9 protein-coding genes are annotated in these 13,444 nt (G+C 64.0%); 2 read left to right on the plus strand and 7 right to left on the minus strand.

The annotated features are described in order from the left end of the window. Positions 1-5: 5 nt before the first annotated feature. The 4 genes from AC13FW_RS04155 to aceB form a co-directional block, all read right to left on the minus strand. Complete coding sequence (locus tag AC13FW_RS04155) at positions 6-2,474, minus strand: putative peptide modification system cyclase (protein WP_482988287.1); 2,469 nt, start codon at positions 2,472-2,474, stop codon at positions 6-8. Between the two features lie 13 nt (positions 2,475-2,487). Beyond that, positions 2,488-3,525, minus strand: a complete 1,038-nt coding sequence (locus AC13FW_RS04160; RefSeq protein ID WP_482988288.1) for a GGDEF domain-containing protein — start codon at positions 3,523-3,525, stop codon at positions 2,488-2,490. Positions 3,526-3,696: 171 nt separating this feature from the next. Beyond that, positions 3,697-5,028, minus strand: coding sequence for an isocitrate lyase (aceA, locus tag AC13FW_RS04165; protein WP_296247512.1), 1,332 nt, complete (start codon positions 5,026-5,028; stop codon positions 3,697-3,699). 42 nt (positions 5,029-5,070) lie between these two features. Then, positions 5,071-6,714, minus strand: coding sequence for a malate synthase A (gene aceB / locus AC13FW_RS04170; RefSeq protein WP_482988289.1), 1,644 nt, complete (start codon positions 6,712-6,714; stop codon positions 5,071-5,073). Between the two features lie 108 nt (positions 6,715-6,822). On the opposite strand from aceB, the gene AC13FW_RS04175 reads away from it, so the two are divergent. Together AC13FW_RS04175 and AC13FW_RS04180 are read left to right on the plus strand one after the other, a co-directional pair. After that, positions 6,823-7,791, plus strand: coding sequence for a LysR family transcriptional regulator (locus AC13FW_RS04175; protein ID WP_482988290.1), 969 nt, complete (start codon positions 6,823-6,825; stop codon positions 7,789-7,791). Positions 7,792-8,010: 219 nt separating this feature from the next. Then, positions 8,011-8,919: a LysR family transcriptional regulator gene (locus AC13FW_RS04180; RefSeq protein WP_482988291.1), complete on the plus strand. Its 909-nt coding sequence runs from the start codon at positions 8,011-8,013 to the stop codon at positions 8,917-8,919. A gap of 174 nt (positions 8,920-9,093) precedes the next feature. Here AC13FW_RS04180 and AC13FW_RS04185 read toward each other — a convergent pair whose 3' ends face one another. The 3 genes from AC13FW_RS04185 to lldD all read right to left on the minus strand — a co-directional run bounded on the left by AC13FW_RS04185 (position 9,094) and on the right by lldD (position 13,441). After that, on the minus strand, positions 9,094-10,389 hold the full coding sequence (locus tag AC13FW_RS04185) for an MFS transporter (protein WP_482988292.1): 1,296 nt from the start codon (positions 10,387-10,389) through the stop codon (positions 9,094-9,096). A 209-nt stretch (positions 10,390-10,598) separates the two neighbouring features. Next, on the minus strand, positions 10,599-12,305 hold the full coding sequence (gene dld / locus AC13FW_RS04190; protein ID WP_482988293.1) for a D-lactate dehydrogenase: 1,707 nt from the start codon (positions 12,303-12,305) through the stop codon (positions 10,599-10,601). Then, positions 12,302-13,441, minus strand: coding sequence for an FMN-dependent L-lactate dehydrogenase LldD (gene lldD, locus AC13FW_RS04195; RefSeq protein ID WP_482988294.1), 1,140 nt, complete (start codon positions 13,439-13,441; stop codon positions 12,302-12,304). Before lldD ends, dld begins: the two co-directional genes overlap by 4 nt. Positions 13,442-13,444 lie beyond the last annotated feature (3 nt).

Below are 13,444 nucleotides of genomic sequence, written 5' to 3' on the forward strand. Positions count from 1 at the left end.
GCCCATCATCGGCGCGCCTGGCGCACGTCTCCCACGTTACGCGCCTTGAGCGCGTACGTGCCGGAGTTCTCCGCATAGGCCAAACCGCGCTGAAGCGCCAGCCACTGACGCTGGCTCTCGGCCAGTTCACGTCTCCCAAGCTTGGCCTGCAGGCTTGCAAGAACCACGTGTAGCTGCAGCAACTCCGTGCCGTCCACCTGCTTCTGTAGCCGGGCTACCGCCTCTTCAATACGCGGCCGGTCCACTTCCTGGCCTGCGTGTATCAACTGCAGGAGCTGTCGACTTCTTGGATCGTTCACACGCTTGCCCACATCATCAAGACGCGGCAGCCACGACGCCACCAGTCCCTGATGTCCGGCGCGCTGGGCCAGGTACAGAGCAGACGCGGCAATGAACACCCATTCCACCGTGTCCGCGCCCACGGCCTGCAGCGCTTCCTGCTGCAACCGCTGAAGCTCTCTTTCGAACGTCGCAGCGGCCACGGGGTGACCCATCTCGGGAAGCACCGCGAGCTCCTGCAAGCGAAAGACACTGCAGACATAGCCTTGGACTTTGCATTGACTCGCGCCCGCCCGTGCCTGCGCAAGCGCTTCTTCCGGCTTTCCTGCATCCACAGCGATAGCTATGCGCTGCAGCCACCCGGACATGTCTTCCTTTGGCAGTGAATCAAGAACCGACTGCGCTGCGGCAAAGTCATCCTGCGCCGCCAAAGTCGCGGCAAGCTCACTGTCGGTATAGCGTTCGTCAGACGCCCTTATCTCCTGGAAGTTCTGTTTGGCTTCATCAAGCTTGTTCTGTGCCAGCTGCGTACGTGCGAGCTGGCGCTGCGCGAGCAGACGTAGTGAGTTCTGCGGGACCACGGCTCCCCGCGCCGAACGCTCGGCTTCCGGGTACTGCCCAAGGGTGAACAATGCATTGGAGCGATTGGCGTACGCGGCGTGGTAGTCAGGATAAAGATCGCCGAGCAGCTTCCACTTGTAGGCGCTCTCTGCCGCACCGGCACCATTGATCTCCGCCCCCCATGCATCCAGGTACAAACCTTCGCGCGGTGTCAGATCATCGCGGTATGCAACTGCTTTCTGCAGCAGTTCCCGCGCAAGAATCGTGTCCCCACGCGAGTACGCGATCCGCATCTGGGCCATATATGCGGCGGCAAAAGCCGGATCCAGGTGCTCGGCCTGCTCCAGATAGGCCTCTGCGTCATCCCGCCTTTTCTCCGCATAGGCCCCAACCCCCATCGCATAGGCATGCAAGGCATCCAGATTGCTGGTGGCGACCCGTGGCAGCGGCAAGGATGTGCGCCCAAGATCATCGCTGGCCTCACCAAGTTTCAGGCGGATGGCGGCAGCAACCTTATCCAAGGAGCCCAAGGCCGAATCCAGCCCGTCACCGTCCGCATATGCGGAATACACGACCCTGCCGGACGCGGGATCCACAACCTCCATGGTGATCCGCAGCTTTCCGTGCAGCTCCAGCACACCAGGCATGACCACGGCTCGCGCACCATCCCGGATGGCGACCTCCTTGGCTGTATCACGATCCAGCGGTTGGGAAGGATCCTTGCGCATCTGCTGCAGGGTCTCGCGCACTTTCAGGTCACTGAGGACATTCACATGGCGGGACTGCTCGAGACTGATTCGCAGTGCCTGCTGCAGGGCATCGTCCAGCACCAGGTTGCCGGTCTGGTTGCTGAAGTCGCCAACGACCACCCAATCCCGCTCGGCAAAAGCGATGGCTGGCTCGGGGCGCACCAACACCCATCCTACAGCGCCCACGGCAACCACCAGCAACAACTCGGCGACCAGCGCTGCCGGTCGCCGCCACAGCGGCAGACGTCGCCACGCCTTGCTGGAGCGGGCCGGCATGCGCAGTGGAGCGCTACCCGTTGTGCCCACTTCAAACACTTCCTGTGGCGTCGGCAGGCCCTTGAAGTACCAGCGACCGTGCGACTTCCATTGCAGGTCCGCACCGCGCTCGCCCAGCTCGCGTTGGCTTGGGCGCAACAGTGCTTCGGCCACTGACGACAGCAGGATCTGATTCGGTCGCGCCAACGCCATCAAACGGGCGGCGGTGGGCTTGGCCACACCTTCCACATCGACTGGCTTGGCGCCAGCAGCAACCGCATCCTCATCGTTGCGCCAGAACAGCACGTCGCCCACATGGATGCCGATCCGCGCCTGCAGCGGCAGCTTGCGCTCCCTGCCGATCTCAGCCAGCACATCCAGGTAGTCCAAGGCAAAGCCCAGCCCCTGGGTAGGCACGTCGAACAGCAGGAACATGCCATCGGAGCGATCGATCAGACGTCCTTTCCAGCGCTGCAGCAGCTGCAGCGCGCGCATGTCCAGGCTGCGGAACAGCTCGGCTGCCGCCGCATCGCCAATCCGCGCCGTCAGTGCCACCGAATCACAAAGATCGGTCAATACCAGCGTCTTCAACTGGCGGTTGGATAAAGGCCCGTCGGTCTCGCTGCTCATGCGCTAAACCGTGCTAGCCGAGGTCACCGGACTGCTCCAGGAACCACCGCGCGCGATTACCGCCTTCGCGCTTTGCCAGGTACAGCGCTTGATCAGCGCGCGAATAGGCGTCGTTCCAGTGGTGGTCCTCATCGATCAATACCATGCCGACACTCAGCGAACAGGCACCGACCGTCGCGCCGGGGTAGGCGATCAGGTGGCGCATGGCTTCGAGCACGAATTCGGCGGTGCGCGACAGACTGGCGGCGTCGGCCTTCATCAGCAATACGCAGAACTCGTCGCCGCCAAGACGGCAGGCGATATCGTCCTTGCCGGTCACCGAGGCAAGAATACGGCCGAAGCACTGCAGGGCATGGTCACCAGCAAGGTGACCGTAAGAGTCGTTCAAGCCCTTGAAGTCATCGCAGTCGAGCAGCAACAGCCCCTGCGGGCGATGACCGGAGCGGTGTGACTTCTGTAGAAAGGCGGTGAGCGCACGGCGGTTGCTGAGCCCGGTCAGATCATCGCTGTAGACCAGCTCACGGGTGTGGTGCAGCTCGTGGTTGGCGCTGTAGAGATTGCCGAGCGCGGTTTCCAACTCCTGGTTGCGACGGCTGAGCTGGGCGATCAGGCGCTGCTCGCTGGACACCACCCGCGACAGGGTACGGCGCAGGAAGAACACCACCATCGCCGGGTCCTGGTCGATCAGGCGATGGAAATTCTCGTGGGTGATCTCCAGCAACACGCTGTCGCAGTTGGCGCGCGCATCGCAGGAACGCGGGTGGCGCTCGATCAACAGACCAAGTTCACCAAAGAAGTCGTTGCAGCCCATCGGCTTGGGTGCCAGGCCGGCGCCGAAGTCCAGGCTGACCGTACCGCTGACGATGATGAACATCGAGCTGCCCAGGTCACCACGGCGGAACAGCACCTGCTCGGCCTGCAGCGTGCGGCGCACGCCGTACTCGGCAAACAGCGCAAACTCCACCGGCGACAACTGCGCGCGCAGTATCGCGCCTCCCGTCGACGTAGCGACGGAAAGTTCAGACTCCAGTGCCAGACCCCCTGTTCCCATGCCGCTCATTCCCTGCCTCATGGACCGCTCGCCCATCTCAGACGAGTAATCTCGCGAGCCTATCATCAAAATTATCGGTTTTGTGATCCGCCACACCGTTTGATACAGGGTCATGCCCAAAAAAAAGAAGGGGCTCGTAAGAGCCCCTTGGAAACGACCTGGCCAGCGCCCTCAGGCAGCGACTTCAGTCTGGAACTGCTCTTCCTCGGTGGAGCCGGTCAGCGCGGTCACACTGGAGGCGCCGCCCTGGATCACCGTGGTCACATCATCGAAGTAACCGGCGCCCACTTCCTGTTGGTGCGAGACGAAGGTGTAACCCTTTTCACGGGCGGCGAATTCCGGCTCCTGCACCTGCTCCACGTAGTGGCGCATGCCTTCGCCACGGGCGTAGTCGTGGGCGAACTTGAAGGTGTTGAACCAGTTGATGTGGATGCCAGCCAGGGTGATGAACTGGTACTTGTAGCCCAGCGCGGCCAGCTCGTCCTGGAACCTGGCGATGGTCTTGTCGTCCAGGTTCTTCTTCCAGTTGAACGAGGGCGAGCAGTTGTACGACAGCAGCTTGCCGGGGCTGGCAGCATGCACGGCCTGGGCGAATTCGCGGGCGAAGCCCAGGTCCGGGGTGCCGGTCTCGCACCACACCAGGTCGGCGTGCGGGGCGTAGGCGACGCCGCGGCTGATCGCCTGCTCCAGGCCGTTCTTCACCCGGTAGAAGCCCTCGGCGGTGCGCTGGCCGGTGACGAACGGCGCGTCATTGGGGTCGAAGTCGCTGGTCAGCAGGTTGGCGGCTTCGGCATCGGTGCGAGCCAGCACGATGGTCGGCACACCCAGCACGTCCGCCGCCAGGCGCGCGGCCGACAACTTCTGGATCGCCTCCTGGGTCGGCACCAACACCTTGCCGCCCATGTGGCCGCACTTCTTCACCGCCGCCAGCTGGTCCTCGAAATGCACCGCGGCGGCGCCGGCGACGATCATGTTCTTCATCAACTCGTAGGCGTTCAACACGCCACCGAATCCGGCCTCGCCATCGGCGACGATGGGCAGGAAGAAATCGATCGCATCCTCGGCCTTGACCTTGCCGTCGATGATGTTCTTCCACTGGATTTCGTCGGCGCGCTGGAAGGTGTTGTTGATGCGGCGGACCATGGTCGGCACCGAATCGTAGGCGTACAGCGACTGGTCCGGGTACATGGTTTCGGAGGTATTGCCGTCGGCGGCCACCTGCCAGCCGGACAGGTACACCGCTTCCAAGCCGGCCTTGGCCTGCTGCATGGCCTGGCCGGCGCTGATCGCACCAAAGGCGTTGACGTAGCCCTTCTTCGAGCCGCCATTGACCAGTTCCCACAGGCGCTCCGCACCGCGCTTGGCCAGGGTGTACTCCGGCTGCACGCTGCCGCGCAGGCGTACCACGTCGGCGGCACTGTAGGTGCGCTTCAAACCCTTCCAACGCGGGTTGGTATCCCAGTCCTGCTGCAGGGCGGCGATCTGTTGCTGGTAGCTGCTCATCGTGTCGTCCTCAAAAAAGTGGTGCGTACGTAAGGGGAAGGGTCAATCGATCTGCCGGTAGGCAGGCAAGGTCAGAAAGTCGGTCAGCTCGTCGGCGCGGCTGAGCTGGTCGAGCAGGCCGATGGCCTGGGTGATACGGCTGCCACCGGGCAGCGCGGAGGTATCGCCAAGGCGTGCGGGCAAGGCGCGCAGGGTGCTGGCCAGCAGCGCGAAATCGATCGCGGTGCCGTCATCCAGGTGCTGGTTGCCGGCATGCAGCCACTGCCAGATCTGGCTGCGGCTGATCTCGGCGGTGGCGGCGTCTTCCATCAGGTTGTGGATGGGCACGCAGCCGTTGCCGTCCAGCCAGGCGGCCAGGTAACGCACGCAGACTTCGACGTTGTTCTCGAAGCCGGCGCGGGTAACCGTGCCGCTGCAGGGCGCGATCAGTTCATCGCGGCTGGCCTGCACATCACGGCGCAGCACGTGGTGCTGGTTGGGGCCGGACATGTGCTCGTCAAAGATCGCGCGGGCCACCGGGATCAGCGCCGGGTGCGCCACCCAGGTGCCATCGTGGCCGGCGGTGACTTCGCGCAGCTTGTCGGCGCGCACCCGCGCCATTGCCTGCTCGTTGGCGGCGGCGTCGTGGTTGATCGGGATCTGCGCGGCCATGCCGCCCATCGCATGCGCGCCACGGCGGTGGCAGGTCTTGATCAGCAGTTCCGAATACGCCTTCAGGAACGGCTGGGGCATCGTCACCTGCCCGCGTTCCGGCAGCACCTTGTCGCCGTGGCGGCGGAAGGTCTTCAGGTAGGAAAAAATGTAATCCCAGCGACCGCAGTTCAGGCCGACGATGCGATCACGCAACACGTACAGGATCTCGTCCATCTCGAACACCGCCGGCAGCGTCTCGATCAGCACGGTGACCTTGATCTGCCCATGCGGCAGGCACAGCATCCCTTCGATGTGCGACAGCGCGGTCTCCCACAGCGCCGCCTCTTCCATTGACTGCAGCTTGGGCAGGTAGAAATAGGGGCCGCGGTCCTTGTCCATCAGGGTCTGCGCGTTGTGGAAGGCGAACAGGGCCGCATCGAACAGGCCGCCGGCAATCGGCTGGCCGTCGATCAGCACGTGCTTCTCGTCCAGGTGCCAGCCGCGCGGGCGCACGATCAGCACCGCCTGCTCTTCGAACGGGCGCAGCGTGTAGTGCTTGCCCGGGCCCTTGGCCGTGGCCGGCGCGGTGAAATCCAGGTCGCCGCGCACTGCCGCCTTCATCGTCTGCTGGCCGGCCAGCACATTGCGCCAGGTCGGCGAGGTCGAATCCTCGAAGTCGGCCATGAACACTTTGGCACCGGAGTTCAGCGCATTGATGACCATCTTCGGGTCGGTCGGGCCGGTGATCTCGACACGGCGGTCCTGCAGCGCGGCCGGGATCGGCGCCACGCTCCAGTCCTCCTCGCGGATGGCACGGGTGTCGGCGCGGAAATCCGGCAGGCCGCCCTGATCGAAGAAGGCCTGGCGCTCGCGGCGGGCCGCCAGCCGCGCCTGCCGGCCCGGCTCGACCGCACGGTGCAGCGATACGAGCAGGCCCAGCACGCCGGCCGGCAGCAGCGCGGACTGGCCGGCCAGCTGGGTGGTCAGGGTGATGCCCGGGGTCGGGCGGGGGGCGGACTGCTGGGCAACGACTGCGTGGGCGACGGCGGACATCGGAGGTTCCTGCGTATGTCGGGGACTCCAACGTGCCGCCGCAGGGAGGTATTTAACAAAACAGTTTTTGCAATGTTATCTATAAGTTGTGCTAATACTTACCTCAACATGCCCACCAAGACGCCCGTAACTCCGCGTTTTTCCTACAAGTCTGATCGGCTCAAGCCGCTGCGGGCATTCCTGCAGACGGTGCGCCTGGGCTCGGTTTCGCGTGCTTCGGAAGCGCTTTTTGTCAGCCAACCGGCGGTGAGCCTGCAGCTGCAGGCGCTGGAACGGGAGTTGGGAGTCGTGCTGTTCGAGCGCAGCGGGCGCCGGCTGGTGCCTACCCGCGAAGGCCAGCTGCTGTACGACATGGCGCAGCCGCTAGTGGAAAGCCTGGACGGCCTGCTGCCGCGTTTCCGCGAGAAGGTCAGCGGGTTGGATGCGGGCGAGCTGAATATCGCCGCAAATTCTTCGACCATCCTGTATCTCCTGCCGAAGATCGTCGAAAACTTTCGTCAGCAGCACCCGGATGTGCGCCTGACCCTGCACAACGCAATCAGTGCCGACGGCACCGACCTGCTACGCAGCGACGCCGCCGACCTGGCCATCGGCTCGATGATGGATGTGCCGGCCGACCTCAGCTACGCCCCGGTCTACCGTTTCGAGCAGGTGCTGATCACCCCGCCCGACCACCCGCTGGCGAAGAAAAAGAACCTGACGCTGGAAGACCTGTCGCCGTGGCCGCTGATCCTGCCGCCGCGCCGGCAGATCACCTGGCGGCTGGTCGACCTGGTGTTCCAGCAGCACCGCGTGCCGTACACGGTGGCGCTTGAAGTTGGCGGCTGGGAGGTGATCAAGCAGTACGTGGCAATGGGCATGGGCATCAGCATCGTCACTGCCCTGTGCCTGAACGACGGCGACCGCGACAAACTGGCGACGCGTGCGATGAGTGAGTACTTCCCGTCACGCAGCTATGGCGTTGTGGTGCGACGGGGCAAGGTGTTGTCGCCACAGGCCAGGGCGTTTGTGGAGTTGATCCAGCCGGATCTGTTTGCGCCGAGGCAGTACGACGACACCGGGCATTCGGAGCGGTAAGTTTTTTGGCTTTCGGCTTTCGGCTTTTGGCTTTTGGCTTTTGGCTTTGATGCCGTCATTCCCGCGCAGGCGGGAATCGCACTTGCCTCTGTTCTTGCCTCTGTTCTTGCCTCTGCCCTTGCCCTGGTCTCACACACCCAGCAAAGAGCGATTCCCGCCTGCGCGGGAATGACGGGTGCGTAGTTGGTCGGTAAAGGCCTCACAGCCTAGACTCATGGCATGTCCCTGGAACTCCGCCACCTGCGCTACTTCCTGGCCGTCGCCGACACCTTGCACTTCGGTCGTGCCGCCGAGCGCTTGGGCATGTCGCAACCGCCGCTCAGCCAACAGATCCGGCAACTGGAAACCCTGCTTGATGCACAGCTGTTCGTGCGCAGCCATCGCCGCGTGCAGCTCACACCAGCAGGCGACGTACTGCTGGAACAAACCCGCGACATCCTGCAGCGCATGGACAAGGCAGTCGACAGTGTGCAGCGCGCACAACGCGGCGAAAGCGGCGAGCTGCGCATCGGCCTGACCCGTGCGACACCGCTGTCACCGCAGATCCCGCGCGCGATCTACGCTTACCGGCAGCAGCACCCACAAGTGCAGATGCAGCTGCGCGAAATGAACAGCCTGCGCCAGATCGATGCCCTGCTTGCCGACGAATTGGACGTGGGCATCATCCGCAAGCGCGTGCTGCCGGACGAACTGGTTGCACAGCACCTGTTCGACGATCCCTTGGCACTGGTCGTGCATGCAAGCCACCCGGCGCTGCGCGGCAAGGACCCGGCAACGGTACGTTTGTCGTTGAAGCAATTCGCACTCGACCCGTTTGTCGGCTTCTCACGCGACTCCGGTGCAGGCATCCACGACCATGTGATCACCCTGTGCCGCAATGCCGGCTTCAGCCCGCGCATCGTGCAGGAAGCCGGTGAGTCATCAACCTTGATCAGTCTGGTCGCTGCCGGGCTTGGTGTATGCGTACTGCCCTCCTCCTGCGGCCACATCCAGGTGGAGGGCGCGTGCTTCGTGGAACTGGCTGATCGTGGTGCGGCGTCCGAGATCCAGTTGGCATGGCGGCGTGAAGCGGTGACGCCGTTGTTGCGGCAGTTCATTGCCTTGTTGAAGCGGGAAGTGGCGGCTTGAAGGGGAGAGTAGCAGCGGGAGCAAGGGCAAAAGCAAAAGCAAAAGCACCCCTCCCCAACCCTCCCCTGCGCTCCGCGCAAGGGAGGGGGCGAAGCTCAGTCCCCTCCCTTTGCCGCAGGCAAGGGGAGGGTTGGGGAGGGGTGCTTCTGGCTTCTGGCTTCTGGCTTCTGGCTCTCAGCTCTTCGCCTCAACCAACACCAGACCCGCCCCCTGCTCCAGCCGACGCCACAACCGCCAGGCCGCACCAACACCCGCCAACGTCAGCATCAAGCAGAAAACGCAGACGCCGGCCCACCCCCAGTGCGTATAGAACACACCACCCACGGCGCCCAATACGCTGGAGCCCAGGTAGTACGAAAACAGATACAAGGCCGACGCTTCAGCACGCAGTGCACCTGCGCGCACGCCCACCCAACTGCTGGCTACCGAATGGCCGCCGAAGAACCCAAATGTCGCCAGCGCGATACCCAAGGCCATCGTCGGCAACCACGGCATGGCCAGCAATACGATGCCAGCCAGCACCAAGCCAAATGACATGGCCAACACCGGCCCACGCCCGAGTCGATTGGCAAGCTGCCCCATCCACGCCGAACTGACGCTGCCCACCAGATACACAGTGAAGATCAGCCCGACCACCGTCTGGCTCAAGCCATACGGCGGTGCCAGCAGGTGGTAACCAAGGAAGTTGTAGAGCGTCACGAACACGCCCAGCAGCAGGAAGCCGCAGGCAAACAACCATGGCAGTGCTGCATCACGGAACAGCCCGGCAAAGCGCGCAGGCAATTGCAGCGGCTCGACGCGCTTGGCGCGGAAGTGACGCGATGCCGGCAGCTGCGTCCACAACGCCACGCTCGCCAGCAACGCGATCACGCCCACCGCTGCAATACCGGTGCGCCAGCCCCAATGGTCAGCCACCACGCCGGCAATCAAGCGTCCGCTCATGCCACCCACCGCGTTGCCGCCGATATACAGGCCCATCGCCAAACCCAGCGAGTGACTGTCCATTTCCTCGACCAGCCAGGTCATGGCCACGGCCGGCACACCGCTCAGGCTCAGGCCAAGCAAGCTGCGCAGCAGCAGCAAGGTGTTCCAGTCATCGGTCAAAGCGGTGGCGAGCGTGAGCAACGCAGAAGTGAGCAGCGACGCCACCATCACCGGGCGCCTGCCGATGCGGTCGGAGACCATGCCCGCCACCAGCATCGCAACCGCCAACACGCCGGTGCTCGCCGACAAGGCCAAGGCGCTGTTGCCAGCACTGATGCCGAAGTGGCTGCTGAAGCCCGGCATTAGCGGCTGCACGCAGTACAGCACGCCAAAAGTAGCGAAGCCGGCCATGAACAAGGCCAGCACCGCGCGCCGGAACTCAGGTGTGCCCTGGCGGATGTGGGGATGTTCGGCTGCCGTGTTCGACGCGCTGATCGGGGCCAGCGATTGGTTGCAGGCTGGCATGTTGCCGGGTTCGGGTTGCATTGCTTCCTGGCCTGTAGCGGCAGGCCGGTTGATTGGAGATGCGGGAAGCTTGAACCTGGGGATCGAGTCGATCCATAACCTGCTGTGTACGGATTGATATCTGCAAAATATTGATTGAGGCGTCTGTAGGAGCGGCATAAGCCGCGAAGCTGGCTATCCCGACCGGCACCGGCTTCGCGGCTTACGCCGCTCCTACAAACGCAAGCGCCTCAATGCCCGCTGCAATCGCAGCCCTTCCAGCCCGGCTGCTTGCTGGTCTGGCCGATGCCCGGGTTGAAGGTATTGCTCGGGTCCAGCTGCTGGTAGAACTGCGCCAGCGCCGGCTTGGCCGGATACAGGTGACCGACGTTGTGCTCGGCCGGGTACTCGGCACCGCGTTCGTCCAGCAGCTTCCACATGGCGTGTTCGATCGCCATAGGGTCTTCACCCTTGCGGGCGATGTAGTCCTGGTGGAATACATGGCACAGGAAGTGACCGTAATAGAGTTTGTGCAGCAAGCGCGCATCCAACTCGGCCGGCAGCTGCTCGAACCACGCGCGGTCGTCGCGGCGCAGGGCGATATCCAGTGCGACGATGTCCTGTACCTGCGCACGATGCACTTCGCGGTAGCGTACCGCCGCGCCAGCCACTGCGAACCGGTGCAGGAAGGCCTTGCGACCTTCGTCCGGCGTGCAGTGGAAGTAGTCGCCTTCATGCCCGGCGAAGAAGCCGCGCAACCACTGCTCAGTCGCTGCCGCATCCTGTGCGGAAACCTTGACCAGCAAATGGTGTTCATAGCGCTGGCGGAACTCGCCCATGCGCTTGGGCAGATGCGAGGGCAACAGTCCGGTCAGCAGTTGCATCGCGTGATCGGTGACGCCACGCAGGCCCAGTCGCTCGAACCAGCCATCAACCCGGCTCTTCAAGGCGAATGCCGCCGGTACCCGTGCGGTGCCCAGCTTGTCGATCAGCAGGAAAGTGTCCTTGCCGTAACGCTCACCGATGTCATAGGCGACGCGATGGATGTACTCGCCGGAAATCGGCAGGCGCTCGAAGCCGGTCAGCAGCTGGCGGCGGATCGCGGTAAGGCTTTCGGTGCTGTTGCTGCCGATATAGAACACCTCGGCCGCTTCCTTGGCGAAGGTGTCCAGGCGCACCGCGAATACGGCCAGCTTGCCAGCCGAACCCGCGGCTTCGTAATGACGGCTGGGGTCGGCGTTGAAACGCGCGGGCGTTGCCGCGTCCACCTGCCGTACCTGCTCGGCATAGCGCGGATCGGAACCGGCGCGCTCACCATCAACACGCACATCGGCGGGCTGGTAGTCGCCGGCCTGCAGGCGCTGCAGGATTTCCTCCGGCGTGTCGCCCAGGGCAATGCCAAGATGGTTCACCAGCTGCAGGCGGCCATCGCCATCCACCTGCGCGTACAACGCCATCTCGGTGTAGGCCGGACCACGCCGCACCAGCGAGCCACCGGAGTTGTTGCAGACACCGCCCAGCACCGAGGCACCGATGCACGAGGAACCAATCACCGAATGCGGCTCGCGCCCAAGCGGTGCCAAGGTCTGTTCGAGTCGGTCCAAGGTAGCGCCGGGCAGGCACAGCACCTGCCGCCCTTCATCGAGCAACTGCACGCCGGTCAGCCGAAGCGTGCTGATCAATACGATCGGCCGACCATAGTCGTTGCCATCCGGCGTCGAGCCACCGGTCAGACCGGTATTGGCCGCCTGCAGGATGATCGCCGCCCCGCCCTGCACCGCTGCCTGCAAGGCGCGCCACATCTCCAGCAAGCTTCCAGGACGCACCACCGCCAGCACAGCGCCATCGCCGAAACGGTAGCCCTTGCGGAAGCGGCGCGTGGCCTTGTCGCCGGTCAGTACATGGGCATCACCAACGGTTGTGCGCAGCTGCGCCAGCAGTGCTTCGTTCGCACTCATGCCAGGTTGACCAACGAATCGCGGCCGATATCGGCAATGCGACGTGCACCGGTCAACGTCATCGCCACGCGCATTTCCTTGGCGATCAGGTCCAGCAGATTGGCCACGCCAGCCTCGCCCTGCGCGGCAAGCGCGTAGACGAAGGCACGGCCGAGCAGCACGCTATCCGCGCCGAGTGCGAGCATGCGCACCACGTCCAGGCCAGTGCGGATACCGGAGTCGGCGAGGATCTTCAGATCGCCCTGCACCGCGTCTGCAATCGCCGGCAAGGCACGTGCGGTGGACAGCACGCCATCAAGCTGGCGACCACCATGATTGGAAACCACGATGCCGTCGGCACCAAAGCGCACCGCATCGCGCGCATCATCCGGATCGAGAATGCCCTTGATCACCATCGGGCCTTTCCAGAACTCGCGGATCCATTCCAGGTCCTTCCACGAAATCGACGGGTCGAAGTTGTTGCCCAGCCAACCGATGTAATCCTCCAGCCCGGTCGGGCTGCCGCGATAGGCGGAGATGTTGCCCAGGTCATGCGGACGGCCAAACAGGCCAACGTCCCAGGCCCAGCGTGGATAGGTCATCGCCTGGCCGATGCGGCGCATGCCGGCATTCGGGCCACTCATGCCCGAATGCGCATCGCGGTAGCGCGCGCCCGGCACCGGCATGTCGACGGTGAACACCAGCGTGGTGACGCCGGCAGCCTGCGCGCGCTCCAGCGCGTTACGCATGAAGCCGCGGTCGCGCAGCACGTACAGCTGGAACCACATCGGTCGTTTGATCGCAGGTGCCACTTCCTCTATCGGGCACACCGATACCGTCGACAGCGTGAACGGAATGCCACGACTGTCCGCCGCACGCGCCGCCTGCACTTCACCGCGACGCGCATACATGCCGGTCAGGCCGACCGGTGCCAGCGCAACCGGCATTGCCAGTTTTTCGCCGAACAACTCGGTTTCCAAGCTGAGCTCGGACATGTCGCGCAGGATGCGCTGGCGTAGCGCGATGTCGGACAGATCGGAAACATTGCGTTTGAGCGTGTGTTCGGCATACGCGCCGCCATCGATGTAGTGGAACAGGAACGGCGGCAGACGACGCTGCGCGGCCGCACGGTAATCGGTGGAGGCGGAGATGATCATGGG

The sequence above is a fragment of the Stenotrophomonas sp. 21LCFQ19 genome, from assembly GCF_056861425.1.

Coding starts and splice junctions, on each gene's coding strand:
- AC13FW_RS04155 (WP_482988287.1), bottom strand. CDS start 2,474: ATGAGCAGCGAGACCGACGGGCCTTTATCCAACCGCCAGTTGAAGACG.
- AC13FW_RS04160 (WP_482988288.1), bottom strand. CDS start 3,525: ATGGGAACAGGGGGTCTGGCACTGGAGTCTGAACTTTCCGTCGCTACG.
- aceA (WP_296247512.1), bottom strand. CDS start 5,028: ATGAGCAGCTACCAGCAACAGATCGCCGCCCTGCAGCAGGACTGGGAT.
- aceB (WP_482988289.1), bottom strand. CDS start 6,714: ATGTCCGCCGTCGCCCACGCAGTCGTTGCCCAGCAGTCCGCCCCCCGC.
- AC13FW_RS04175 (WP_482988290.1), top strand. CDS start 6,823: ATGCCCACCAAGACGCCCGTAACTCCGCGTTTTTCCTACAAGTCTGAT.
- AC13FW_RS04180 (WP_482988291.1), top strand. CDS start 8,011: ATGTCCCTGGAACTCCGCCACCTGCGCTACTTCCTGGCCGTCGCCGAC.
- AC13FW_RS04185 (WP_482988292.1), bottom strand. CDS start 10,389: ATGCAACCCGAACCCGGCAACATGCCAGCCTGCAACCAATCGCTGGCC.
- dld (WP_482988293.1), bottom strand. CDS start 12,305: ATGAGTGCGAACGAAGCACTGCTGGCGCAGCTGCGCACAACCGTTGGT.
- lldD (WP_482988294.1), bottom strand. CDS start 13,441: ATGATCATCTCCGCCTCCACCGATTACCGTGCGGCCGCGCAGCGTCGT.